Below are 24,915 nucleotides of genomic sequence, written 5' to 3'. Positions count from 1 at the left end.
ATAAAGGATGAAATTGAGAGCGCAGGAGAAGCAAGCAGGTCGGAGCGGGATCTGCACACGATCGCCACGCTGTGATTAACTCAACACAACAATCTGACATCAGATCCTCTTTTCTGGTTCTGGTTGTCCCGCCATCAGGAGCAACCGTTGTCTGTTACTGGAGACTGTAATTAACCGCCTGTTGTGAAACGGGCTCACAATACTGGCGTGAGGCGATAAATTCCGGTCTGTATTTCTTCTGTCCAAAGGGTTCGTCGAGCTGGTTCCAGACGCTGTTATACACAAAGAACAGGTTCGAACGCGGGAAGGGGGTGATATTTCCGTTCGAGCCATGCATGGTGTTGCAGTCAAACAGCACCAGAGTGCCTGCAGGACCAGCGCCCTGGATGATGCCGTGTTCGTCGACCAGTTCCCGCAGGGAATCCTTGTCGGGAATACCCAGTTCCTGCTTCTGCAGGGACGTCAGGTAATGATCCTCGGGAGTCTCTCCCACACACGAAACATACTTTCGGTGAGAGCCCGGCATCAGCATTAAAGGCGCGTTGAATTCGTAGTTGTCGGTGAGCAACAGCGAACAGCTCACCGCACGCATCCGAGGCATCCCGTCTTCCACATGCCAGGTTTCGAAGTCAGAATGCCAGTAGAACTCTTTCCCGGCAAAGCCCGGTTTCAGATTCACACGCGACTGATGCAGATAAACTTCGCTGTCCAGAATCTGCATCACCATTCCCGCGATACGCTCATCCTGGGCAACTTTAGAGAAAAACGGACTGATCTCCGCATGATGAATCGCAAACAGCGACCGCAGTTCGTCGCAGTCCTGCTCCACAATTGCTTCAGAGCGTCTGCGGGTTACAGCGCTTTCCTTGAGGCGGGCCAGCTCGGCGTTGCAGGCGTCGAGCTCTGCCTGGGAAAAAAAAGCCGGCAGAATCAGAAAACCGTCCCGTTCAAAGTGGTTCAGCTGACCTGCCGTTAATGGGCCATCCTCGGAAGATCCATACACGACCGGATCAGTCCGCTCCAGGAATTCGGGCTGAGGTTTGACACGAGACGGATACAGATCTTTCGAATTCGCTACTTCAGTGTTCATTGCCTTCACGGTCACTGGCCAATGCCGGAGAGAGGCATTTCCAGCCTGATGAAAAAGTCCTTTATGTAAAACAACAGTGTCGTAAACGCTGAGCTGCGAGTCGACTCAGGAGTCGGTGGTCGCAGCCGGATATACACCATTTTCGTCGTGGACTTCCTGACCGGTGACGGGAGGATTAAAGACGCAGACCATTCGTAACTGAGATTTCGCTCTCAGGAGATGACGGTCGTTCTTATCCAGGGCATACATCATGCCCGGTGAGATGGGGTAAGTCGGCCCATCCGGAATCAGTTCGATTTCGCCTTCTCCTTCAATGCAATAGACGGCTTCAAGGTGATTCTGGTACCAGATTTCCGTTTCCGTTCCTGGGTGAATCAGCGTGTCGTGCAGGGAAAATCCCATCTTGTCTCCTGCCAGCAGAAGACGGCGGCTGTTCCAGGTTTCGGCTTTAATGTCACGGTCGGTATCAATAATCTCACTTAATTGACGTACAAGCATTGTGAGCGTCTCTCTTCAGTTTCTTCAGATGAAATAGGATGTCTATCAGGTTGAATATCGGTTTGTTTCGCTGGAAGCCTGGCGACTGATCACTCGCTGGTGATCAGACCCAGTTCTTTCATAATGACTTCGTCTTCCAGAACCGCTTTGTAACTTTCGGCGACGATGTCGAGTCCCTGCGTCAGCAGATCTTCTTCGATGGTCAATGGCGGCAGGAATTTCAGGACGTGGCTGTCAGTACCACTGGTCTCAATGATCAGCCCCCGCTTGAAGGCGGCTTCGGTGATCTTACCCGACAGATCCGGACATTCCTGGCAGGCCAGTCCCCAGATCATACCACGTCCGCGGACTTCGAGATCAACGTCGATGATACTGTCAGCGATATCCTGCAGGCGTTCCTGGATCAGTTCGCCTTTGCGTTTGACTTCGCGAGACAGCTGATAATCGCCCCAGTAATATTCGATTGCTTCGGCGGCGGACACGAATGCGAGGTTATTTCCGCGGAACGTACCGTTATGTTCGCCAGGTTCCCACTGGTCCAGTTCGGATTTCATCAGTACCAGCGACATCGGCAGTCCGTAGGCACTCAGGGATTTCGAAAGAGTCACGATATCCGGCACGATTCCAGCCTGTTCAAAGCTGAAGAAGTCACCGGTACGTCCACAGCCGACCTGAATATCGTCGACGATCAGCAGCATGCCATGTTCTTGACACAGGGTTTCCAGCTGCTGCAGCCATTCGATGCCAGCGACATTCACGCCGCCTTCACCCTGCACGGTTTCCACAATCACCGCTGCGGGGAGATCCAGACCACTGCTGTTATCTTTGAGCAGGGCTTCGAAATATTCCAGGGTGTCGATGTTGTCACCCAGGTAGCCGTAGTAAGGCATGAAGGTCACGTTATTCAAAGGCGTGCCAGCGGCATCGCGGAAGTGACTGTTGCCGGTCGCGGCGACCGATCCCAGGCTCACGCCGTGGAAACCGTTTGTGAACGAAACAATGTTGGTCCGTCCGGTGATCTTGCGTGCCAGCTTCAGGGCTGCTTCCACAGCGTTCGTACCTGTGGGGCCGGTGAACTGCAGCTTGTAATCCAGTTCCAATGGAGACAGAATCCGCTTTTCGAAGACTTCCAGGAAGCGCTCCTTGGCGTCGGTGTGCATGTCGAGACCATGCAGCATGCCATCCCGTTCCAGAAACTCCAGCAGCTTGGTTTTCAGCTGCGGGTTGTTGTGACCATAGTTGAGTGAACCGGCTCCTGCCAGGAAATCAATGTATTCATTTCCCTTGTCATCACGCAAAGTTGCGTTCTGAGCTTTGGTGAATGTGGTTGGGAACGAGCGGCAGTAACCTCGAACGTTTGATTCGAGTCGTTTGAATATACTCATGATACTATTGGTTTCTCTCCATGAACGGGTTTTAGTGTGAATGGACCAAGCTGGTAGAGATCCTCTGCTTCGTGTTCTTCGACTTCACCAAACAGTGCAGCAGGAAATCCTTCTACCGATCGACATTCCGTATTAAGACGTTTCGCCAGTGAGCGAAACAGTTTTTGGGACGACTGATTCGAAGGTGTAATCGTCGTCTCCAGGTGGTTAACGTCGGCGAGCGACTCCCGCGACAGCAGGTCGTCCAGCATTCGGGAGGCAACTCCCTGGGAACGCAGGCGACTGTCTACGGCGGCTTGCCAGATAAAGATCGTATTCTCTCGCTGTGGAGGTCGATAAGCGGATAGAAATGCCAGGACTTCCGAGTCCTGCTCCACAACAACGCAAGTATCGTGAAAGTCACGACATAGCAACATGGTGGCGTAAGTGGAATTTACGTCCAGAGGAGGGCAGCGTTTAATGAGGCGGGAAATCGCGAGCGCATCTTCCACTCGGGGCTCGCGAAAAATGAGTTTGTGGGCCGTATCCATTTGGCTTTTTATGGGATTCCGAGCAAGTCGCTCTAGGAAAATGATTAGACTACAAAGTAAATTCAAAATACATTATTTTGAAACTGCGAGTCATATGCGATTGTCAAGTTTCACATTCATGTCTTAATTTTAACTTAATATAGACGATTTCTTGTGTTCTGAAACGCGTGGCTCAGTGGTGAAACGACATCACTTGGCAGAATTAGTTAGTGTTCAATACTTTGTACTCAATGTATATCAAAATGTCAACCCCCAGATTTGGAAATGCAGGTGAATTGGGGGGGCCCTGTTCCTTGATCACGATTCTGGTCTGGTCAGGGCTCAAATCGTTCTCAAAGGCAAGCTCGGTTTGCCCCTGCGTGAGCAGGCTCAGCGCCGATTAGCTGGAGTGATTGCCGTCCTTAGAACCGGTTTTAGTCGAAAATTCCGACTATTTGATAATAAACCTGTAAACGGGAGCCCTCAGGAGTGGGAATCCAGGTTCTGTTGCTTGAGAAACGTGTCGGTATCCGCTTCTGCCGGTTCTGTATGAAACGAGACGTCACCCGCAGACAACACGGGGGAAGCATCAATATCTTCCGCGTCCATCATCGTGGCGATCCGCTGCAGCGTGGCCAGCATCTGGGTCTGTTCCCATTGCTGCAGTGTCAACAGTTCACGACGAAAACGATCCTGCAGCAGCGACGGCGCGTTCTTGAGCATCGCCTGACCTTCGTCGGTCAGCTCTACCACCACGGTCCGCTTATCCGCTCCACGTCGGGAGCGGGATACCAGCTGTCGTGATTCCAGTCGACTCAGAATTCCCGTCAGCGTCGCCTGGCTCAGATGAATCGATTTCGCCAGCGCCCCAACCGTAATCGGCTGTCGCCGCGCAATCATCTGCAGTGCTGCCAGTTGCGGGGCAGTCAGTCCGATTTCCTGCATCAGGTTTCGCGAATGCAAATCGATCGCACGCGTGATGCGACGCAGGGCCACGATAACCTGATCCTCAAGTCCTAACGGCGACATGGGATTCTCGACTTTAATTAGAAAGAGCTCAGAGACGCTGTGATATCGGTTCATTATGCATACTCCGCCCACGATTTCAACCAGATCTCCTGCAGAGACCCTATTCCACTACCCGTCGAGGCCTTATTCCAATTGTCAAAGATCAAGAGAATCAGCTGCGCTCCAACTGACTCCGATTCACGGTTGCTGTTTCAACGCGAGTTTCAACTGCAGCGGATAATCCGTCAGAATCGCATCCACGCCCGCTGAGGTGATCCGCCTCCAGTTGACAGGCAGATCGCCGCTGACCGTCGGTCCGGCGATAAATGTGCGTTTGCCCGCCCGGTGTACTGCCTGAATTTCACTGGCCGGTGCAAGGTACCGCAGATAAACCCAGTCTGCATTCTTCGCACCGAGCGCGTCTTTGAATTCGCCCGCATTATTAGCCACCGCAGCGGTCTCTGCTTTCGGGGAAGCCGCTTTGAGATTGTCGCGGACCTCAGATTCCTGAATCGTTCTCCCGATAAAGATCAGCTTTGACAGTACTCCATGTTTTTCTGCCAGTCGTACCACATCCTGTTCTACATTCGCATCTTTGAAATCGACGGCGACCAGAATCTCATGTTGACGATAACGGGAGACCAGTTCCAGAACTTCATCAATCGTTGGCACCCGTTCGCCCTTAAACTGACTGTCAAACCAGTTGCCTGCGTCCAGCTTCTTAATCTCCGCCAGCGTCAGGTCTGCTACCTTTCCGGTGCCGTCGGTGGTGCGGTCGACGGTCGTGTCATGCAGGCAGATCAGGTGGCCGTCTCGGGTTCGCTGCACATCGAATTCAAAACCGAGTCGCAGTTCCAGGCAGGCCCGGAAGTTCGCCAGCGTGTTTTCCGGTGCGACTTTGAGCAGTCCCCGGTGGGCAACAATCAGCGGTTCGGCTCCCGTTACGGAGTGAAACAGAGTCAGACACAACAGCACAGTCATCATCAGCAGTCGGCAGGGACGCAACATTGTCTTCTCTTTCTAAACAGGCACCGGCTAAAAAGGCACAGGGAATTGATCTTTTCGATTTTGAAGGAACTCCTTCAACAGGTCAATCACCGGCTGTGCTTCGTCCGAAATATTCACATTCAGAATCAACGCGTTTTCTTTTGAATTCACTACTCCGTTTTATGCACTGGAACGGTTCAGTTCTTTTCACTGAAGAAACTGAACTTGATCGGCACCTGCTGAATCCTATCTTGTGTAATTCTGCTTCGCGCGCGAGGCGGATGATGCGTGCACTGGAATACGGACCACAACTGACTCAGATGCACCTGAATCGCCGTCGATTTTGTCCACTTTTCACCGGGACAATCCGAACCAGTGCGTTCTGTCTCGTATAATTTCAAATCATTTCGCAGCACACTCAACGCGTTTGAAATGCATCTCACTGATAATTCAGAACCATTCACCACCGACCGGGAGCACAATCTCCGCTTGACCGCCACGCGCCCTTCCGCAAAATAAATATCCACGCTGATGGCCTCCGTAAAGACTGAAAATACAATGCCCTGTAACTGACTCGGTACTCTAAACAATGATTGCAGAAAAAAAATGAGCCGCAGGGTGTTAGCCCCGCTTGAAAGACTTCAGGTAAGTACCGTTCAAATAAAGAACCACCGTCTGCCGTTCTCCAGCAAAATCACGCAGTTTTCGTCCAACAGTGTCCCATTCCAGGTAAACCATCCTACGGATCGGCGTCAGCCCGGAAAGAGAAGTCTTAACCACTGCGTCTCCTTCATCACTGAAGATATGGGACACACGGCGATTCTCCAGAAATCCTGACCGCTGTCAGGCAGGCTTTCCGATAAATCTTCTATGCCGATTTCCCGAAGTAGTCTGACACCGACCAGGGCACAAATCTTGCGCAGCTTACCCTGCCTGATATTGCTGTGTCTCGATTTCTGCTGCGCACAGGCAGGTGATGCCGCTGCAGCCCCGTTGCTCATTGAGCAGGGCGAATTCGTCAAAGCACTGGCCGAGACAGAACCCGCGGCCTTACCGGTCGCGCCGGTTACGGGTCTCTACTTCGCCCCCTGTTGTGGCACCCTGTTTCAGTGGAACGCGGGCCCGGAATGTTCGGGCGGTCCTCAACTGGACAAGCCGTTGCAGACCGATCGCCCTAACTTCACATCCACTTCGGTGACCGTGGGGCGGGGCGTGACGCAGGTTGAATCGGGTTACACGTATCTGAAAAGTAACGAGGGGGGCCAGGACGTTCGCTATCAGTCCTTTGGTGAGTTCCTCTGGCGACAGGGGATCCTGGCAGACTGGCTGGAGTTTCGCGTCGGCTTTTCACCCCTGCAACAGGCGGCACAGATCGGTACCTGGCATAACAGCACTTTCGGCACCCAGGATCTGGACCTGGCACTGCAGTTTGCTCTGACACCGCAGGCAGGCATTCTGCCACAAATGGCGCTGATTACATCGATGAGCGTGCCGACCGGAAGCCTGGCCTTTACCTCTCAGCATGTGGAACCGGGCGTCGATCTGATCTATGCCTGGCAGCTGAACCAGATTGTCTCCGTCGCTGCATCCACGCAGGGCTATGCAGATATCGACACCAGCGGGAAGTACTTCCTGGAGATGGCCCAGTCCTGCTCAGTCAATTATACGTTGAACAGTCAACTCAGCGCGTTTACCGAATGGTTCGTGCTGATTCCCAGCGGCGCCCGTACCGCTCGCACGGAACACTATTTTGATGCCGGGTTCACCTTCCTGATCAATAACAATGTGCAACTCGACTGGAGTGCGGGCGTCGGCCTGAGCGAAGGCGCGTCTGACTTCTTCGCCGGCGCCGGTCTTTCTGTCCGCTTTCCCTGATCCCGCAATCGCAGCGATCAGCGTTTGACGCCTTCCACAATCGAGAGATCGGACGAGGTAGGAACAATCCGCGTCAGTTCAAAGCCGGCCCGCTCATAGAGCAGACGGAATTCCTTGGCCGTCCGTTCTCTGCCCCCCGTCACCAGCAGCATGATCAGGTCCACGAACTTCCCCCAGAAGGCCGCATTACCCGGCTGAATGACACTCTCCAGGATCAACAGCTTGCCCCCGTCCGGCAGGGCCGTATGACAGTTCCTGAGAATGCGCAGTGATTGCTCGTCGTTCCAGTCGTGAATGATGTGCCGCAGGAGAATCGCATCCGGTCCCTGGGGCAGTGACTGGAAAAAGTCTCCACCGACCAGCTGGCAGCGATCGGACAAACCGGCCTGGTCGATCTGGGACTGGGCCCGTTCGACGACATGCGGCACATCGAACAGCAGGCCGTGCAGATGAGGGTTCGCCTGCAGAATTCCAGCGAGGTGCAAGCCATTGCCCCCGCCGACATCCGCCAGGACCCGGGTATCAGTAAGATCATAAGCATCCAGGATCGAATCGTTCCCGCGACCGTGGATGCCGGTCATCGCCCGGTCGAAGATCTGCGCCTGCTCCGGATGTTCGGCCAGAAACTCAAACACCGATTTTCCCCAGATCTTGTCGTAAGCCGGTTTCCCGGTCTGCAGGCTGTAAATGATTTCGCACCAGGGCCGGAACTGGTCTTCGCCATTCATGATCGCGCAGGCCTGTTTGGATTCCGGATGATCGCTGCGCAGCGGCTCCGCCAGTGGCGTGAGGGAGAAGGCTCCCTGTTCGTTTTCCGCAAAGATCCCCACACTGGCCAGGGCGCGGAGCAGGCGGTACAGCGAGTCCGCATCGGTCTGCGTCGCTTCCGCCAGTTGTGCCGCGGTCCGGGGGCCCGCAGTCAACTGATCGGCGATTTCCAGTTTGGCGGCGGCATAAATGCTCTGTGAAATACAATAGCCGGTTATCATCCGCTCCAGTTGTTGCGCATGAGGTTCGTCGGTCATCTCAGGGTCTCCTCACTTCAGCTCACATCTATTCGGGACGAGTCGCATCGACCGACAGACAACCGGCATTCCAGATCTACTGCTTAACACATTCGATAATACTCAGCTCGGATTCCGTCGGGATAATGCGCGTCAGCTCAAAGCCTGCCTCGGCGAACAGGCTGCGATACTCTTCGGCCGTCCGTTCCTTGCCGCCGGGGATCATCAGCATCACCAGGTCCAGAAACTTGCCGGCGAACGGTTCGTTGCCTGCCGGGATCACACTTTCCACAACCAGCAGTTTAGCGTCTGCAGGCATCGCGGTGTGACAGTTTTTGAGAATCGTGAGCGACTTTTCATCGTCCCAGTCATGAATGATGTGCCGCATGAACCAGGCATCCGCGTTCGTGGGCACCACTTCAAAGAAGTTGCCTCCCACAATTTCGCACCGCTCACTCAGTCCCGCAGCCTCAATGTGTTGTTGAGCCCGTTCGACAACGTGAGGCAGGTCGAACAGAATCCCCTGCATCTCGGGGTACTGCTGCAGAATGTGGGCAATGTTCGAACCGTTTCCGCCGCCCACGTCAACCAGGGTCTGAATGCCTGAGAAATCGTAGGCCTGCATGATCTCTCCGGTTTCCCGGCCGTGAATGCCCATCATCGCCTGGTCGAAAATCTGGCCTTTGTCTTCATGCTGAGACAGGTATTCGAAGATCGGCTGACCGAAGACCTTATCGAACGAGGTCTTTCCGGTCTGCACGCTGTACATGATCTCGCTCCAGCACTGGAACTGCTCATCGCCCGACATCATCGCCAGCGCCCGCTTGGAACCGGGGACATCGCTCCGCAGAAATTCCGCCATCGGCGTCAAAGCAAATTCCTGCTGCTCGTTTTCCTCAAAGATCCCGATGCTGGCCAGTGCTCGCAACACCCGATACAGGGCGCCTGCATTCGTGTCAGTAGCGGACGCGAGTTGGGCCGCGGTCTGGGGCTGGTCGACCAGCAGGTCAGCGATTCCCAGTTTCGCCGCCGCATAAATCGCCTGCGATGTCCAGTAGCCGGTAATCATCTGGTCCAGTTGCTGATGCAGTGCCTGCTCCGTCATTGTGCTTTGATCCTGAGAGAGTGGAAGTTATTTTTTTCCGACCGGCGGTGGTTGCGGGCGGGAAAAGGTCAGTTTGCTGTCAGTCGATTCATCGGGCTGGTACTCGTAACCATCCAGGTTGAAACCGGTCAGGTCAGCGGGGGCATCGATGCGGTTCTGTATCATCCAGGCCGCCATCCGACCGCGGGCCTGCTTCGCGAACAGGGCGATCGTCCGCGATTTGCCATCCTTGATTTCCTTGAAGACCGGCGTAATCACCGGGCATCCCAGCTGTTTCGGTTTCACCGATTTGAAGTATTCATTCGAAGCGAGATTCACCAAGGCCCGCTGTTTCTGTTTGTCGAGATCCGCCTTGAGCGACTCGGTGATTTTATCGCCCCAGAAATCGTACAGCGAGTTTCCCTGCCGTGTCTTGAGACTGGTTCCCATTTCCAGCCGATACGCCTGCATCAGATCGAGCGGACGCAGCACGCCATACAGACCGGACAGGATTCGCAGATGATCCTGGGCATACGCCAGGTCGCGTGCCTTGAACTGACTGGCATTCAATCCCTGGTAAACATCCCCGTTAAACGTCAGCACGGCCTGCTTGGCATTCTTCGTTGTGAAGGGACGCGACCATTCATTGAAACGGCCACGATTCAATTCGGACAGATCGTCACTGATGCTCATCAGTTCGCCCAGCGCTTTCCGCGACATCCGCTTCAGTTTATTGACGAGCGTTTCTGCCTCCTCGAGGAATTCGGGAGTCGAATATTTCGAGGTCTGTTTCTGAGGATCCAGGTTCAGTGATTTGGCCGGAGAAAGTACTGTCAGCATGGTCGCAATCCGTCTATCTGCAGGTGATTTCAGTTCGCGTTGGTTATAGACCGCGCCTGTCGGATTGTCAATAAACAGATTCCCGTCCGGCTCACGGCCGAATGGCGCGATAGTATTCGATCATCGCCTCCACCTTGTCGGTCTGGGGATGCAGGGAACCCCAGCGGAAGACCATCACCCCGGTCGCCGGAGGACGCGTCCCATGGTCGAGGACCGGCGTCACCTGTTTGACGGGCACTGTTTCTCCCCAGTCCGAGAGCTGCACGATGGGCCAGATCTTGTGCCGCTCGCCAGGCTGCCCCTTGATACCGAGGTACTTTCCCAGCCAGGCCGTCTGTCGTGAAATCCAGGCCGGGTCCTGGGGATGATTGAAGCGGGCATGGTAAGGCATGATGCTGAAAACATCGATGTACTGCGCCTGGGCCTTGAGATCGATGGCCAGCTTGTTTTTCAGCGCCCCGTCGAATTCGGTGTCGGTCCATGGGCAATGGAATGTGCCCAGCAGTGCTTTCGGTCGTGTCTCCTTGATAATCGAATGAAACTCGCGGACCCAGTCGGTGAAGACGTCACATCGCCACTGTGTCCACTTCGCTTTCTGTTCTCCCAGCAGCAGTTGCGAAAGTTCGGCCGTCGGTGCCTCGGGTAGGCTGGTTTTCGTATCCTGTTGATACTGTTTCAGACAACGTTCACAGAAACAGGTGTCCGGCATGTCCGGCTCGGCCCGCTCCCAGCTGGCATGGCTGTGATGATAATCGAGCCAGATGCCATCAATCTCATACTCTTTGAGCACGCGACGAAATTCCTCCATCCGATATTTCCGATAGCCGGGATGAGTCGGACAGATGCCCTGCCAGCCATGCGGGGGAGGTGAGACCTTCCCATCCACACCGATCGGAGCCGCATCCGGATGCTCCTTGAGATAGCCGGCGACATGCAGCGTGTTGAACTCGGCAAAGACCTTGGCTCCCTGTCGCTTGAGTTCCGCGATCTTTTCTGTTGAAAGACTGCCTGAGCCCATGAAAATCGCATTCACGCCCAGTTCAGGCAGGCTGCGGTTCTGTTCCAGTAACTGTGTCGGCGCACCGCCGTAGATCCCGCGGATCTCGATGTGCGGACGGGGTTGTGGCTCCGGTTCCGCTGCGCGGAGAGTGACATTCTGCAGGAGCAGACAAGAGAAGGAGCAGAGCATCCAGGGAGCAATGCGGTGCATGGGAGTGCCTCGTTTCGGGGAAGGATTCAGTCGGTTGCTGTTTGTTGTACGATGTTCTGGAGCCATTCACGCGCCCGGCTCCGCTGGGGAATATCTTTCAATACCCATTCATCGGAATGATTGGGGTAGGGGAGTGCCATAAACGTGAACTGCCCTGGCACGCCACTCTCTTTGAGATACGCTTCTGTCTGCTGCGTACTCATTTCATGGCTGATGAACTGGGGACGCGTTCCGACCCGCACCAGTCGCTGGCGAGCAGACGCGGCATCACTGTCGGGGTAATTCCACTTGCGTACGCCGTCGTAATGACTGTGGGGCAGCATCGCTTTCCAGAGTTTGGCGATCTCCGCGTCTCGCAGTCCAATAAAATTACAGGCGATGGCACCCCGCGAAAAGCCGGTGAGGATGACATTCTCCGCGTCGCCGCCATATTCCCTGCAGATGCGGGCCACGGTCTGTTTACAATAGTCGGCTGTCGCGTCCGGATCGCCCCACCATTTGACGGCATGCTGACCCGTTTTCGGATCCACGAAGGGCAGACTGACCCAGATCATGCCGACACCGCCGGACAAACCATAGCCCAGTTTGCAGTCCTGCACACGGCCCCGACTGACGTCATTCAAGGCATTGTGATAACCGCCGTTGCCCGGGTACTCCATAATCACCGGATACCTCTTACCGGGCCGCCAGTCCGTCGGCAGATACAGTGCATGGACGATTTCGGTCTTTTCGAACCCCTGATTCGTCTGCCAGACCCGCTGGCCGGGAGCAGGTGTACCCCGCGTGACCTCAGGCACTGACAGGTCAGAGGGCAGGCTGTTGAGGTTGACCGGCTCCGCAGCTGCGACGCTGAGCGTGCTGCAGATCAGTATCAGCAATGTCTTGAGCACAGGCATGCGGTGGTCCTTTCAGAATCCGCTCAATTCGACTGTTGAAACGCGGCAGCCCCGGGATCGCCGCCCGCCTTGAGGTAGGCCAGCAGATCCAGAATGTCTTCCTGTGTGAGCACATTGATCAGGCTGGCGGGCATCGGCGACGTTTTCGAAAGGACGGCTTCCTCGATTTCCTCGCGGAGCACCGGCACCGTGGTCTGACGAATCGGATCGGTTTCAACAGTGATGGTTGTCTTGCTGACCCCCACCGGTCTGCCGGTCACGATCTTGCCGCTGCTGAGGACGTAGACAGTATAAAGGTATTTCGGATCCATCACTTTGGACGGTTCAATGATCGATTCGAGAATCGCCCGGCTGTCAAAGCGTTTGCCAACATTCGACAGATCCGGGCCGATCTGCGCTCCCGTAGAGCCGATACGATGACACTTGAGACAGTTTGCCGCCAGCAACGCCTGTCGCGCGTTTTTGAAGGAACGGTTCTGTGTCACTGAAACCAGATGCGGTTCGAGATCGGTCAGTTGCCAGTCTTTCACCACGGGCCGCGCGGGAACCACCTCTTCCACTTCCAGCGGTTTGTCGAGGGCCGCGATCTCCTCCCTGAACTCCTGCTGTTGTGTGTCGCTGAGTAACTTCAGGAAGTCCACGCGAATATCGCGGAGCCGTTCGGTCAACTGCTTACCCCCCGTAAAGTGGCGGGCCATCCCCAGCCAGGCGAGGAACTGACGCTGGGTATCCGGAGTCCAGCCGCGGGAGGCCTGAGTCAAGGCACGGGCGGTGCGGATCTGATCTTCCTGGGGCGATGTATCAGCGAGCAGCGTCATGGCTCGGGGAACGACCGATTCATCGTTCAGATAGACCAGCAGTTCGCACAACATGTGATTCGCGCTGCTGGTCGCATGCGGAAACAGGGGGCTCAGTCGCTCTCTGATTGTCGCCGCCTGGGCTGACGTCGGTTTACCAAGTCGAATACAACTGAGTTCATAAGCACGCAGTAACGCCAGTAACTGTTCCTGCGATAGCGCGCTGATCTCGATCCGGTTCAGCGCTGTCAGGACTGCGTCTCGATCTTGAGGGGTTCCCTGATGACACAGGGCAATCAACGCCTCGATCGCTGCAACCGGCTTCGTCTCTGAAAGGGCCCGTTCACGCCAGCGGGAGACATCCTGGTTTTCCAGTGCCTTGCGGGCGGTGAAACGCAGCCAGCGGTCATCACTGCTCAAGTGTGTCCAGAGCACGTCGATCTCAGGCACAGGTGAGTTGAGATATGGTTCGAGGTTCCGCCTCAACTGCCGCGCGGTTTCTCCCTGCTGACGGTCCTGCGCACTGATTTCAGGAGCCTGGGAAGTCGGACTCTGATCGGCTCGCGGAGTCACGCGATACAGGCCCGATTGTGAGCCGCGACCACCGGTGATGAAATACAGCGCACCATCAGGACCGAACTGCATGTCACACACATTCAGCGGCCCCCCTTCCAGAAAGACTTCATACTGACACTGATAACTGGCTCCCGCAGGAATCAGGTCCACGAGCAGGATGCGTCCATTCTGCCAGTCGGCGATATACATGGCGTTTTTGAACCGGGGCGGAAAGTGACTCTCGGTGCCGAAGACCATCCCGGTCGGAGAACCCAGCCCCGTATTCAGCGTGCTGGGCAGACTGTCTGCATAATACTCGGGCCATTTGCCGGTTCCCCACCGCCAGCCATACTCGCCGCCGGGAATAATATGATTTATGCGGGTCGGGCGATACCAGGGTTGGCCGATGTCCCATTCCATGTCGGCGTCGTAAGTAAACATCTCCCCCTCGGGGTTAAAGGCGATGTCGACCTGGTTCCGAAATCCCCCTGCGAGAATCTCCCAGGTTTTCCCAGCCGGGTCGGTCTTAAGAATGTAGCCGACACGATTGTCCTGACCGGCGTCGTGCGGGTTGGGCAGCAACTGATCGTTCTGCGGATCGCGATAGGGAGACTGAGGGGAGACTCCCTCCGGAAACGACACATCATTACCGACGACGAGATAGATGTTTTTGTCGGGGCCGAGTACGAGCTGATTGCTGCCATGTCCGAACCGGCTGCGGTAATCCAGTGGTTTCAACAACTGCCGCTGATCGAACTGACCGTCGCCATTCGTATCCTGGAAGCGATGCAGCCCCTCGCCGTTCGTCTCACTGATATACAGGCTGTCGTGGGCATACAACACACCGCGACAGTGTTTTAATTTGTCGTCGATTTTTTCGAACGCGACCTTGTCGGTATTATCATTGAAAGTGAGCCGACCCAGGCCGACATCGTCCAGTCCCAGGATCACGCGTCCCCGATCATCGAATGTCATGCTGATCCAGGAGCTTTCTCCCGACTGCGCCGAACGCAGCAACTCCACCTGAAAGCCGGGCTGCACGCGGATCGAGCTCACCGGCGTCGCCTGTTGTTCTGCACCGCGCACACTCTGAGTGACACTCGTGAGCAGCAGTGCGACAAGGCACATCCAGGAAAGACAGTTTCGCATCGGGTTACTCCTGTGTGAGTTTCAGGATGGCAAACACCGGACGGTGATCCGAGGCCAGCGGTTCATTGATGACTTTGGTTTCGATGACTTCAAAACGGGCAGCCGGTCGATAAAAGATGTAATCAATCCGGGAGCGGGGCTTCGTCGAAGGCGCGGTTGGGGACGCGTCTTTATCGATGGCGTTGGTCCAGCGTTTGAGCAGAACCTGAATCGGCTCTTCTTCCGGGCGGGCATTCATGTCTCCCGCAAGGATCGTGGGGACTTCAGACTCGGACGCGAAATACTGATTGATGGCTTTGGCTTCCGCGACTCGATCCTCAGGCACATTATGTTGAAAGTGCGTGCTGATGAATCGCAGCGGCTTCCCATCGGGACCCTTCACGGTCACGACGATTGCGCCCCGCGGATAAGTCACCCGTTCGGGAGTACTTTCGGTATAGGGGAGTGGCTGAATCATGACATCCAGAATCGGCAGGCGCGTCAGCACTGCATTCCCAAACAGCCCCCCTTCATAATGCTGCGTCGGTCCGAAGCGAACTTCGAGCCCCGTCAGTTCCGACAGGCGCTGTGCTTCGTGAACACGATTGGAGCGTTTTACACCTACGTCGACTTCCTGCAGGGCGACCAGGTCCGGCTTAGTCTGTGCAATCACCTTCGCCAGTCGGGCTACATCGTATTTGCCGTCAGTTCCCTGTCCGTAATGAATGTTGTAACAGAGCACACGCACAGAATCAGCGGCCTGCACACGCTGTGTTTCAAGACTGGAACTGAAGACGAGAGCGATGACTGTCAGCCAGAGCGAACATTTAAATAAAGAGGGGCTTGAGAAACGGCAAGACTGCAGCATGGTGTCGGTTCCTGAATGTTTCTGGTGTCGAGGTGCTCTTGCAAAGGAGGTCAGAGCGGAAAGTATTTCTATTTACTATGAGACAACCATTGTGCCGCGTCAATCCCGGGCCCGGTTTTGGACCGCACAGACTGGGACCGTCGCTCACACGACGATTTCGGCGCGCGTTACAGACTTTCTTTCTCAATCAGACAATTTTTTCAAAAAAGAATGGTATGCATGGGAACACAGCGGCGGATTAGAAACGACATTTCATTTATTCGACATTCAATCTTAATAAACACCTTGTAGGATTCCTGCAACTTCGGAGTTGCGGAGCATCCTTCCTGCCTAACCTTCCGACAAAACGGTCAGTCAAGACCATCCTCGGCATCAAAGTGCCTTGAAACGCCAAGTCAATCTGTTTTTCTCTTCGTTTTTTGGGAGTTGCTTTGATGCTTCTTCGCTTTTCGCGCCCTGCCGGCGCGCGTACTGCCGTTGCAGTACATCGTCGTGGTTTTACTTTGATCGAGTTGCTGGTGGTAATCGCGATTATCGCCATTCTGATTGCGTTACTGTTACCCGCTGTGCAGCAGGCTCGTGAAGCCGCACGTCGCAGCCAGTGCAAAAACAATCTCAAGCAGTTGGGGATTGCACTGCAGAACTATCATGATACGCACGGCGTCTTCCCTCCCGGTGGAGTGATTGGAACCTGTGCCGGAAATCCTCCGACCAATATTTCCGGCAGCCAGGAATGCAGTGGTCAGAGCCTGGGTGGCAACTGGCTGATCTACATTCTGCCCCAGATGGAACAGAGTTCCCTGTGGGAAAATGCAGCTCCGATTCTGAATACGAATAATCCGCTGGACAGCATGAATAACGTGTTTGGACATTATGCTCCCGCAGCATTCCGCTGCCCCAGCCATCCCTGGGATCGTCGCAGTAACGTCGCGTTCCGTGCCCTGGAGCACATGTCACGTGGCAACTACGCTGCCAACTACGGTTCCGGCAACCTGACAGAGTCTTACACGAACACCCATGCAGGTGTCTTTACCATCAACTCTGCGATCGGGATTCGGGACATCAAAGACGGTACCAGTAATACCCTGCTGACCGGCGAGATCATGTACAACAACGACAACACTTCTGATGCTCGTGGTGCCTGGGTTTATTCCGGCATGGGTGGTTCCGCTTTCAGCACGGGTTTAAACCCGAACTCGACCACTGCCGACATCCTGGCCAGCTGTAGCACCACTACCGAGTTGCCTTGTACCGCCGGAAACGACGGAACCCAGATTGCGGCTTCCCGCAGTCATCATACCGGGGGCGTCCAGGTCGGACTGGCCGACGGTTCCTGCCGGTTTATCTCGGAAAATATCAGTCAGGCCATCTATCAGGCCCTGGGAACCCGTGCGAACAGTGAAGTGATTGATAACTTCTAAGCGATGTTCCGTTTTGATTCCATTAAACAAGCCAGCTGGAGAATGGCACGTTTGAACCCATTCTTCGGCTGAGCTGTTGTTTCCTGAATGAGAGGAGCTGATTCTCATGAAAAAATACTACCTGCTGTTGTGCTGTGTATTCTGTCTGACTCTGTCCCTGACCGGTTGCTCGGGAGAACCCGAAGAAGGTGTTCCCGGCGATTCCACACCGACACCGGAATACACCGATCCCTAATCGTCCCTGCAGGCAAGACGATTCATCACGATTTACTCCGCCTGTCTGTCTTATAGTTTTCATTTACATATCAAGGAGAAGAAGATGTTACGTCTGATTTCGTCCGAGTCCGTTACCGGAAAAAACCGTCGTGGTTTTACTCTGATTGAACTGCTCGTGGTCATCGCGATCATTGCGATTCTGATCGCGCTGCTGTTGCCCGCAGTGCAGCAGGCCCGCGAAGCTGCCCGCCGCAGTCAATGTAAAAACAATCTCAAACAGCTGGGCCTGGCCCTGCAGAACTACCACGACACGCACGGGGTCTTCCCTCCTGGTGGTGTCATCGGTCTGTGCGGCGGTACTCCCCCCACCAACCTGACCGGTCTCCAGGAATGTACCGATCAGCACAGCCTGGGAGGCAACTGGTTGCTCTACATCCTGCCACAAATGGAACAGAGCTCGCTCTGGGATAAAGCTGCTCCCGTGTTGAATGGTCGTGACCCTCTGGATTACATGAACAATATCTTCGGGCACTGGAGCCCCGCTGCTTACCGTTGCCCCAGTCATCCCTGGGATCGCCGCAGTAACGTCGCGTTTCGCTCAATCGAGCACATGTCCCGCGGTAACTACGCTGCCAACTACGGAAACGGCAATCTGACCGATTCCTACACGAATGCCTCTGGTGGCATCTTCACGATTAACTCTTCGATCGGGATTCGGGACATCAAAGATGGGACCAGTAACACCCTGCTGACCGGGGAAGTAAACTACATCAACGATAATACGTCCGATGCCCGTGGTGCCTGGGTTTACTCCGGCATGGGCGGATCTGCCTTCAGTACCGGCCGCAATCCGAACAGCACGACCGCGGATATTCTGGCAAAATGTTCCAACACCGCTGAAATGCCCTGTACGGAAGCGAATGACGGAACCCAGATCGCTGCTCTGCGGAGTCAGCATACCGGGGGGGTTCAGGTTGGACTGGCCGACGGTTCCTGTCGCTTCATTTCTGAAAATATCAGTCAGACCATCTACCAGGCCCTGGGCACCCGTGCCAACCGGGAAGTAATTGATAACTTCTAAGACAGGCTTTTAATGAACTGACTCTGTTTTACTGAATGTTCACAACCGGAGGATCTGCTGGAATCGCATCCTCCGGTTGTTTTATTTGATTACGTGCTGTCTGTATGGCCAGATAGAACTCTGCCGAAAAAGTGAGGCTGTGGGTTTTGTCTCGTCCCTCGGTGACGTAACATATTACTAAAGATTGTTTAGACCACGGGATTCTTTACAAGGATATTTCAATGCGTCGCTTCACACTGACTACCATGCTGCTGGCAGGAATGTTCCTGCTGACCCAGCAGGGGCTGAGCCGGGCGGAATCGTCAGGTAAAACTGCCACCGGATATGTATTTCATGATGCTAACCAGAACCGGAAGTTCGATGCGGGCGAGAAAACGCTGCCGGGCGTTGCGGTCTCGAATGGCCTCAAGGTGGTTCGCACCGATGAAAACGGAAAGTATGAACTGCCCGTTACCGATGACACCATTCTGTTCGTCATCAAACCCCGCAACTGGCGGACACCGCTGAGCAAGAATCTCACACCCGAGTTCTATTACATTCATAAACCCAAGGGCTCACCCAAGTCACACTTCGCCGGCGTCGCTCCCACCGGACCGCTGCCAGAATCGGTCGACTTTCCCCTTTATCCGCAGAAAGAGCCTAATCAGTTCCGCGCCCTCTTTTTCGGTGATCCACAGCCCCGCGATCAGAAAGAGATCGACTACATCGCCCATGATGTAATCGAAGACCTCGTCGGCACCGATGCTTCGTTCGGCGTCACGCTGGGCGACATTCTGTTCGACGATCTGTCGCTGTTCGAATCGCAGGCACGGGGCATCGCCCTCTTGGGAATTCCCTGGTACAACGTGATCGGCAACCACGACATCAACTATGATGCCCCCAACGATAAGTTGAGCGATGAAACATTCGAGCGGGCCTTCGGTCCCTCTTATTACTCCTTCGATTACGGCACCGTGCATTTCATCGTGCTGGACGACATCGAATGGATCGTCACCGACGAATCAAAGAAGAACAAAAAGAAAAAAGGGAAATACCAGGGTGGTCTCGGCAAGGAGCAGATCGAATTCGTCAAGAACGATCTGCAGCAGATTCCCGAAGATCAGCTCGTCGTCCTGATGATGCACATCCCGCTGGTCGGCGTCGAAGATCGCCAGGACCTGTACCGCCTGATTGAAAAGCGTCCCTTCTGTATGTCCATTTCCGGTCATACCCACCACCACGAACACCGCTTCATCACCAAAGAAGATGGCTGGCGGGGGGCGAAGCCACACCATCACATCATCAATGTGACCGTCAGCGGCAGCTGGTGGTCCGGTGCGCCGGATGAACGGGGCATTCCGCATACGATGATGGCCGACGGTGCTCCCAACGGTTATTCCATCATTACCTTTGACGGTAAAGAATATAACCTGGACTTTCGAGCCGCCGGTCGGGCTGCAAAATACCAGATGAATATCATCGCCCCCGAAGCGGTCACAGTTGACAAGGTCGCGGAAACCAACGTGATGGTTAACGTATTTAACGGCTCAGAAAAATCGAAGGTGGAAATGCAGATCGGCGAGTCCGGCAGCTGGGCTCCCATGGAGCGGATTGTCACCATCGATCCCAGCTTCAAGAAACTCTCCGAAACGGAGAACGGCGTCGAAGCGAAAGCTTATCGCGATCTCCCCAAGGCCAAGAACTCAACCCATCTCTGGCAGGCCAAGCTGCCCGACGGATTGAAAGCGGGCACGCATCTGCTGCGGATCCGCACGGTCGAGATGGACGGCGACGAACATGTCGCGGGACGCGTCATTCGCATCACCCCCGCGAAACCATCCGAGAAGACAGCGTCTACTGAAAAGTAGCACTCTGAGTATCACTTGCATTGAACTGACGGGACCTGTGAATTCGCTTCACAGGTCCCGTTGTTTTTTTCGTTGTGAAATCCTAACGCTGCGAAATCAGGACTTTGTTGACCTTCTTATGGCAGTTGATGCAGGTCATCGTCAGATGCAGATAACTGAGTGAGGCACCGTCGATGTTTTTCTCTTTGGCGAATTTAATCACCTGCTTGGCTGCGGAACGAAACTCTTCACTCTGACGGGCAAAAATGGGGCCCTCGACAACCTGCCATTCGGTGGCGTTGCTCATCTCGATCATGCGTTTAGCCCCCTTCTGCATCTTCTCGTAATCCTCGATCATCAGTCCTTCGAGCACGAGTTGGGAGCTGGTCAGTTTTTCGTGCATGAATTTGCTGAGTCGCTTCTCACCTTCCAGGTCCTGTTCATCGCCTGGCTTACTTTCGCACTTATCAGCATCGTCGGCACGTGCCGTCTGGATTTCTTCCGCATCGGTCCCGAGTCCTATTATGAACAGACCACAAATTAAGCCGTAAACCAGTTTACGCATGGATTCATCCTTCAATTGAATAGCAGATACAAAGTCAGTGCGCCATTATATTAATGGACGTGTATATCCTGTATTGTAATCCGAGTATCACGCGCAGTTCAATACCGCTTTCGAGAGAAGTCTCGGTTGAACCGTGATGGATGAAGCACAATGAGTCGGAAAGTGAAGGATTACTCCGGCAGTTGTGTCTCGCCGGGCAGCATCGAGAGCCCTTTTTCTTTCGGGATGAAGTAGGGGATCAGTTCTCCCATCAGCCGGTTCTGCAGTCCCTCAAACATCTGCTCGCGGGCCTCCTGTTCGGTGGCATTCCGGAGAATCAGAAAGCGGGGATTGACCAGCACCTGTTTGGTCCACAGCGTCCGCTTGGGTGACTTCTGCACCCACGACAGCTTAAACGCGGCTGCCGTCGATTGCAGTGTTTCCCCGGTGGGAGTGCGTCCCAGCGGATTGCCGGGGGAGGGCCGACCCCGTTTCGACATCTGCAGCTTGTTACCATCCTGTTCCTGGTACTCCATCTGGAAGATCAGCGGCTGGTCCTCCGCCACTTCAAAACCATCCGCTTCCAGGCGATCTTTGAGCACTTCCTGCAGAACTTCTTTGACTTCGTCCTCCTTGCCGAATTTAATATTCACCACGTTGACATTGATACTGACTTTCGAGCCGGTCCTCAGAATCGCACCCGATTCGCTCTGGTAAGCCGCCAGACCATCGGTGATCTGTTTCTCCGGCAGAGGTACTGTCACCAGTTGAGGCTTACGGTTAAGTCGCAGACGCCCCTTGTCATCGGTCAGCGCACTGTCGGTGTTTGCAAACAGGTAATGGGGAGTCAGGTAGAGGGGGCGGCGGATAATCACGTTCGGCGGCGGTTCGAGGACCCACACACTCCGCCGGCTCTCGCGATCGACGAGCAGGGCACCGTAGAGCAGAAAACTTCTGCCGGAGGGGGTCAGTTCCAGCTTGTTCCCTTCGTAGGAAGGCTGACTGAACTGATCGCTCAGGTTGCCGGCTATTTCGAAGGCCCGTTCCGGCTTGCCATCTTCCAGGTTCACCAGCCAGATCTCGGTTTTGCCCGATTCGGTGACCAGCATCCCCAGTTGTTTGCCGTCCCGCGAAAAATCCAGGGCCTGCAGCGAATAATATTTCGCACGGGGATCCAGGTGACCATCCAGCTCCATGAGATAGAGCAGTTTCAGCGTACGCAGGTCGTAGAAGAAAACTTTGTTACTTGTATTGGTCGCCAGGTAGTTGCCTCCCGGGCTGACCAGGTAACTGTGGCTCGCGAACTCGCTGGATTTGATCTCGCTTTCCTGTTCGAGCTTTCCGGTCTGCAGGTCCCAGCGTTTGAGAATCGTTTTGTACTTGCCCCCGTCTTTGCGGATCAACTGCACGAACGCGCCGTTGTTCCCGCAGATTTCATATAAAGAGACCACGCTGCCGGGCGCATCAACCTGCCATTCGGAAACGATTTTCCCGGTCGTGGTATCCCAGCAGACCAGCTTGGGGATTTTCGACGTGCGTTCGGTAATATTCAGCAGCAGATATTTCCCGTCTGCACTGAGTTTGAATTTGGGCGTCAGGATCATCCATTCCTGGGGAGGCGTGATCGAGATCTCACCGATTTTCTTCTCCGTCGCCAGGTTCCAGATGTCAAAGTGATACAGACTGCGGTTCTTGTACTGCACGGCGACCACCGGGCCGGAACCGCTGGGCACCACCAGTTTCTCTTCCGCATTCTTCAGGTCAATTTTCAAGCGTGACGATTCCGGCCAGTCCGCGGTCACCAGCGGTGGATCGACGAGGGACGTCCACTTCTGCTCCGGTTCCGGCTGGGGTTTCGGTTTCGTAGGAGCCGGCGTCGCTTTCTTCTCCGCCGGTTGACTGCTCACCGGCTTGGTTTTCGCGACCTCCATCGGTTTCGCCGGTGGTTCTGACTCGGCTTTTTCCTCAACAGGCGCGGGAGCGGGCGCTGGTGTCACTCCAGCGGGAGCCAGTTCCTGGTGCGGCTGTGCGATCTCTTCCGGTTCTCCCCCTCCCATCAGGGAACGGACCAGCGTATAAGAGACAAAGAACATCACTACGAAGGCCACAATACCAGCAATCAGGGTCACCGGAGAATTAGCGCTGTTACCCGACTGCTTTTTCTGTTTGCCCCCTTTAGATGACGTCTTTTTACGTGCCGGCCTCGCCGGGCTCTCGTAGACTTCCTCGTCGTCTTCGTAGAAATCGTCCAGCAGGTCATCCTCACCTGCAGGAACCTGCATCCGCTCTCCACAGGATTTGCACTTCAGGGTCTGCCCCGCACGGTCATCGCGGACTTTATAATCCTGAAAACAGTGTTCACACTGGAATTGAATCATGATTCGGTCCCGCCAGTTAAGAGATCCAGAAAGATAAGAAATGAAATTGGATCGACTGATCTGAAGTACAATATTCCGGAATTGTTTGCAGGAACGCAAGCAGAAATTTCAGATTTCAAAGGACGCCGGTCAGACTGTCATAGCAGTCTCTGGGAGTGCAACCGTGCTTTTCCTCTCGCGTCTGTTATAATCGAATCGCGACCCGCCTGATCTTCCCGTTTCTACCTGTTATCAAAGAGGAATCGAATCGTGCTCAATTCCGGGATGCGTAGCTTAAGTCTGTGCCTGTTGACGCTCTGTCTCTCCCTGTCTGTTCTACGAAGTACCACGGCCGCAACCCCGCGGACGCCGGGAGATCGACCTAATCTGATCGTGATTATGGTCGACGATATGGGCTATGCCGGAGTCAGCTGTTTCGGCAATCCCTACTTTAAAACTCCCGAGATCGATCGGCTGGCGGCGGAAGGCCTGAAGCTGACCGACTTTCATTCTTCGGGCACCGTCTGTTCGCCCACGCGGGCCGGTCTGCTCACCGGTCGCTATCAGCAACGGGCCGGCATTGAAGCGGTCATCCATCCGGTCAGCGATCATCCCGAACATCTGAAAGGTTTGAAACGCAGCGAAAACACCTTCGCCGAACTGTTGAAACAGGCAGGTTACCAGACCGGCCTGATCGGGAAATGGCACCAGGGCTACCCGCACAATTCCGCAGAGTTCCATCCCGACAATCACGGGTTCGATACCTTCGTCGGTTATCACAGCGGCAATATCGATTTCATCAGCCATGTAGGAGACCACGTCAAACACGACTGGTGGCACGGACGCCAGGAGACCGAGGAACCCGGCTACTCGACGCACCTGATCAACCAATACGCCCTGCAGTTCATCAAGGACAACCAGGAACGTCCCTTCTGTCTCTACCTGGCGCATGAAGCGATTCACAATCCGGTTCAGGTTCCCGGCGATCCGATTCGTCGCACCGAAGCCGAAGGCTGGAAACGCTGGAAGCCGGCCCATGAAGGGGAACGCATCGAAAAGTTCAAAGGGATGACACTCCCCGTCGATGAAGGCGTAGGGCAGATTCGTGAGTTCCTCGTGAAATCGGGACTCGATAAAAATACGTTCGTGCTGTTCTTCTCGGACAATGGTCCCTCGCGTGATTTCCCGAGTGGCAGTCCCGCGCTGCGGGGCGCCAAAGGTTCGGTTTATGAAGGCGGACATCGCGTGCCTGCCATCGCCTGGTGGCCTGGTAAGATTGAGGCGGGCACCGTCTCGGATGTCCCCGCGATCAGCATCGATGTCATGCCGACCCTGCTGGGGATTGCCGACGTCACTCCGCCCCGGGAGCGTCCCCTGGATGGCGTCGATCTTTCCCCGGTCCTGTTTGAACAGAAATCGCTCCCATCCCGTCCGCTGTTCTGGGCCTCACTTTCGAATCGGGGCGGACGCGCGGAAGCGATGCGGGACGGTCCCTGGAAACTGGTCGTGCAGCATCCCCGCGCAAAACCAGGCACCTTCGAAAATGAAAAGGTCGAACTCTATCGCCTCGATCGCGATCCGGGCGAGAAAGAAGACCTCCAGAAAACCGAATCCGCCCAGGCTGCGAAAATGCTCAAGCAGCTCAAAGCCTGGTACCGCGATACGCAGTCCACTGCAACACCACAGCCGGGAGGCTGGCTATCGCAGGGGAGTTAGAGCGGCGGGAAGTGGAATCG

Annotated in this window: 22 protein-coding genes; 6 read left to right on the top strand and 16 right to left on the bottom strand. The window is 55.0% G+C overall.

The features are described 5' to 3' along the window. Nucleotides 1-154: 154 nt before the first annotated feature. From thpD to RID21_RS26890, 7 genes are all read right to left on the bottom strand, one after another. Complete coding sequence (gene thpD / locus RID21_RS26920) at nt 155-1,090, bottom strand: ectoine hydroxylase (protein WP_350194348.1); 936 nt, start codon at nt 1,088-1,090, stop codon at nt 155-157. Nucleotides 1,091-1,195: 105 nt separating this feature from the next. Next, nucleotides 1,196-1,588 carry an ectoine synthase gene (locus RID21_RS26915; protein ID WP_145189669.1) on the bottom strand — a complete coding sequence of 131 codons (393 nt, stop codon included), beginning with the start codon at nt 1,586-1,588 and terminating at the stop codon, nt 1,196-1,198. Between the two features lie 89 nt (nt 1,589-1,677). Then, entirely contained in the window at nt 1,678-2,973 is a 1,296-nt protein-coding gene (ectB, locus tag RID21_RS26910; protein WP_350194346.1) for a diaminobutyrate--2-oxoglutarate transaminase, read from the bottom strand. After that, nucleotides 2,970-3,503 carry a diaminobutyrate acetyltransferase gene (gene ectA, locus RID21_RS26905; RefSeq protein WP_350194344.1) on the bottom strand — a complete coding sequence of 178 codons (534 nt, stop codon included), beginning with the start codon at nt 3,501-3,503 and terminating at the stop codon, nt 2,970-2,972. The genes ectB and ectA overlap by 4 nt, the downstream gene beginning before the upstream one ends. Nucleotides 3,504-3,965: 462 nt before the next feature. Continuing rightward, nucleotides 3,966-4,565 (bottom strand): MarR family winged helix-turn-helix transcriptional regulator, encoded by a 600-nt coding sequence (locus tag RID21_RS26900; protein ID WP_350194342.1) that lies wholly within the window; start codon nt 4,563-4,565, stop codon nt 3,966-3,968. Nucleotides 4,566-4,688: 123 nt separating this feature from the next. Next, on the bottom strand, nt 4,689-5,498 hold the full coding sequence (locus RID21_RS26895; protein WP_350194340.1) for a glycerophosphodiester phosphodiesterase: 810 nt from the start codon (nt 5,496-5,498) through the stop codon (nt 4,689-4,691). 600 nt (nt 5,499-6,098) lie between these two features. Then, entirely contained in the window at nt 6,099-6,257 is a 159-nt protein-coding gene (locus tag RID21_RS26890) for a hypothetical protein (RefSeq protein WP_350194338.1), read from the bottom strand. 135 nt (nt 6,258-6,392) lie between these two features. Here RID21_RS26890 and RID21_RS26885 point away from each other — a divergent pair, with 135 nt between their 5' ends. Next, nucleotides 6,393-7,352, top strand: a complete 960-nt coding sequence (locus RID21_RS26885; protein WP_350194336.1) for a transporter — start codon at nt 6,393-6,395, stop codon at nt 7,350-7,352. A 17-nt stretch (nt 7,353-7,369) separates the two neighbouring features. Here RID21_RS26885 and RID21_RS26880 read toward each other — a convergent pair whose 3' ends face one another. The 7 genes from RID21_RS26880 to RID21_RS26850 all read right to left on the bottom strand — a co-directional run bounded on the left by RID21_RS26880 (nt 7,370) and on the right by RID21_RS26850 (nt 15,734). Further along, nucleotides 7,370-8,377: a methyltransferase gene (locus RID21_RS26880; RefSeq protein ID WP_350194334.1), complete on the bottom strand. Its 1,008-nt coding sequence runs from the start codon at nt 8,375-8,377 to the stop codon at nt 7,370-7,372. 76 nt (nt 8,378-8,453) lie between these two features. After that, a complete protein-coding gene (locus tag RID21_RS26875) occupies nt 8,454-9,461 on the bottom strand; it encodes a methyltransferase (RefSeq protein ID WP_350194332.1) in 1,008 nt (335 codons plus the stop codon). Between the two features lie 27 nt (nt 9,462-9,488). After that, complete coding sequence (yaaA, locus tag RID21_RS26870) at nt 9,489-10,280, bottom strand: peroxide stress protein YaaA (RefSeq protein ID WP_350194330.1); 792 nt, start codon at nt 10,278-10,280, stop codon at nt 9,489-9,491. 91 nt (nt 10,281-10,371) lie between these two features. After that, nucleotides 10,372-11,490: a family 10 glycosylhydrolase gene (locus tag RID21_RS26865; protein ID WP_350194328.1), complete on the bottom strand. Its 1,119-nt coding sequence runs from the start codon at nt 11,488-11,490 to the stop codon at nt 10,372-10,374. A gap of 26 nt (nt 11,491-11,516) precedes the next feature. Further along, nucleotides 11,517-12,386, bottom strand: a complete 870-nt coding sequence (locus RID21_RS26860) for a hypothetical protein (protein WP_350194326.1) — start codon at nt 12,384-12,386, stop codon at nt 11,517-11,519. A gap of 23 nt (nt 12,387-12,409) precedes the next feature. Then, a complete protein-coding gene (locus tag RID21_RS26855) occupies nt 12,410-14,887 on the bottom strand; it encodes a c-type cytochrome (RefSeq protein WP_350194324.1) in 2,478 nt (825 codons plus the stop codon). A gap of 4 nt (nt 14,888-14,891) precedes the next feature. Further along, on the bottom strand, nt 14,892-15,734 hold the full coding sequence (locus tag RID21_RS26850) for an endonuclease/exonuclease/phosphatase family protein (protein WP_350194322.1): 843 nt from the start codon (nt 15,732-15,734) through the stop codon (nt 14,892-14,894). A 434-nt stretch (nt 15,735-16,168) separates the two neighbouring features. Here RID21_RS26850 and RID21_RS26845 point away from each other — a divergent pair, with 434 nt between their 5' ends. The 4 genes from RID21_RS26845 to RID21_RS26830 all read left to right on the top strand — a co-directional run bounded on the left by RID21_RS26845 (nt 16,169) and on the right by RID21_RS26830 (nt 20,299). Further along, complete coding sequence (locus RID21_RS26845; protein WP_350194320.1) at nt 16,169-17,155, top strand: DUF1559 domain-containing protein; 987 nt, start codon at nt 16,169-16,171, stop codon at nt 17,153-17,155. A 106-nt stretch (nt 17,156-17,261) separates the two neighbouring features. Then, nucleotides 17,262-17,390, top strand: a complete 129-nt coding sequence (locus RID21_RS26840) for a putative periplasmic lipoprotein (protein WP_261343285.1) — start codon at nt 17,262-17,264, stop codon at nt 17,388-17,390. An 84-nt stretch (nt 17,391-17,474) separates the two neighbouring features. Continuing rightward, the gene (locus RID21_RS26835) at nt 17,475-18,452 is read left to right on the top strand and encodes a DUF1559 domain-containing protein (RefSeq protein WP_350194318.1); all 978 of its coding nucleotides are present in this window, start codon (nt 17,475-17,477) and stop codon (nt 18,450-18,452) included. Nucleotides 18,453-18,673: 221 nt separating this feature from the next. Further along, entirely contained in the window at nt 18,674-20,299 is a 1,626-nt protein-coding gene (locus RID21_RS26830) for a calcineurin-like phosphoesterase C-terminal domain-containing protein (protein WP_350194316.1), read from the top strand. Nucleotides 20,300-20,381: 82 nt separating this feature from the next. On the opposite strand, the gene RID21_RS26825 is transcribed toward RID21_RS26830, so the two are convergent. Next, nucleotides 20,382-20,843: a hypothetical protein gene (locus RID21_RS26825; protein WP_350194314.1), complete on the bottom strand. Its 462-nt coding sequence runs from the start codon at nt 20,841-20,843 to the stop codon at nt 20,382-20,384. Nucleotides 20,844-21,013: 170 nt separating this feature from the next. Further along, entirely contained in the window at nt 21,014-23,200 is a 2,187-nt protein-coding gene (locus RID21_RS26820) for a hypothetical protein (RefSeq protein ID WP_350194312.1), read from the bottom strand. A 249-nt stretch (nt 23,201-23,449) separates the two neighbouring features. Between RID21_RS26820 and RID21_RS26815 the strand changes: the two genes are divergently transcribed. Further along, a complete protein-coding gene (locus RID21_RS26815) occupies nt 23,450-24,895 on the top strand; it encodes a sulfatase-like hydrolase/transferase (RefSeq protein WP_350194310.1) in 1,446 nt (481 codons plus the stop codon). Nucleotides 24,896-24,915 lie beyond the last annotated feature (20 nt).

The organism is Gimesia sp., assembly GCF_040219335.1.
In the GTDB taxonomy this organism is placed as follows: Bacteria; Planctomycetota; Planctomycetia; order Planctomycetales; family Planctomycetaceae; genus Gimesia.
The sequence above is the reverse complement of the archived record's forward strand: the minus strand, read 5'-3'. Positions and strand labels throughout refer to the sequence as shown.

Excerpts from the sequence above, each read along its gene's own strand:
- RID21_RS26835 (WP_350194318.1), top strand. The coding sequence starts at position 17,475 with ATGTTACGTCTGATTTCGTCCGAGTCCGTTACCGGAAAAAACCGTCGT.
- RID21_RS26840 (WP_261343285.1), top strand. The coding sequence starts at position 17,262 with ATGAAAAAATACTACCTGCTGTTGTGCTGTGTATTCTGTCTGACTCTG.
- RID21_RS26880 (WP_350194334.1), bottom strand. The coding sequence starts at position 8,377 with ATGACCGACGAACCTCATGCGCAACAACTGGAGCGGATGATAACCGGC.
- RID21_RS26845 (WP_350194320.1), top strand. The coding sequence starts at position 16,169 with ATGCTTCTTCGCTTTTCGCGCCCTGCCGGCGCGCGTACTGCCGTTGCA.
- RID21_RS26825 (WP_350194314.1), bottom strand. The coding sequence starts at position 20,843 with ATGCGTAAACTGGTTTACGGCTTAATTTGTGGTCTGTTCATAATAGGA.
- RID21_RS26850 (WP_350194322.1), bottom strand. The coding sequence starts at position 15,734 with ATGCTGCAGTCTTGCCGTTTCTCAAGCCCCTCTTTATTTAAATGTTCG.
- RID21_RS26855 (WP_350194324.1), bottom strand. The coding sequence starts at position 14,887 with ATGCGAAACTGTCTTTCCTGGATGTGCCTTGTCGCACTGCTGCTCACG.
- RID21_RS26895 (WP_350194340.1), bottom strand. The coding sequence starts at position 5,498 with ATGTTGCGTCCCTGCCGACTGCTGATGATGACTGTGCTGTTGTGTCTG.
- ectB (WP_350194346.1), bottom strand. The coding sequence starts at position 2,973 with ATGAGTATATTCAAACGACTCGAATCAAACGTTCGAGGTTACTGCCGC.
- RID21_RS26860 (WP_350194326.1), bottom strand. The coding sequence starts at position 12,386 with ATGCCTGTGCTCAAGACATTGCTGATACTGATCTGCAGCACGCTCAGC.
- RID21_RS26875 (WP_350194332.1), bottom strand. The coding sequence starts at position 9,461 with ATGACGGAGCAGGCACTGCATCAGCAACTGGACCAGATGATTACCGGC.
- yaaA (WP_350194330.1), bottom strand. The coding sequence starts at position 10,280 with ATGCTGACAGTACTTTCTCCGGCCAAATCACTGAACCTGGATCCTCAG.
- ectA (WP_350194344.1), bottom strand. The coding sequence starts at position 3,503 with ATGGATACGGCCCACAAACTCATTTTTCGCGAGCCCCGAGTGGAAGAT.
- thpD (WP_350194348.1), bottom strand. The coding sequence starts at position 1,090 with ATGAACACTGAAGTAGCGAATTCGAAAGATCTGTATCCGTCTCGTGTC.
- RID21_RS26865 (WP_350194328.1), bottom strand. The coding sequence starts at position 11,490 with ATGCACCGCATTGCTCCCTGGATGCTCTGCTCCTTCTCTTGTCTGCTC.
- RID21_RS26915 (WP_145189669.1), bottom strand. The coding sequence starts at position 1,588 with ATGCTTGTACGTCAATTAAGTGAGATTATTGATACCGACCGTGACATT.
- RID21_RS26900 (WP_350194342.1), bottom strand. The coding sequence starts at position 4,565 with ATGAACCGATATCACAGCGTCTCTGAGCTCTTTCTAATTAAAGTCGAG.
- RID21_RS26830 (WP_350194316.1), top strand. The coding sequence starts at position 18,674 with ATGCGTCGCTTCACACTGACTACCATGCTGCTGGCAGGAATGTTCCTG.
- RID21_RS26820 (WP_350194312.1), bottom strand. The coding sequence starts at position 23,200 with ATGATTCAATTCCAGTGTGAACACTGTTTTCAGGATTATAAAGTCCGC.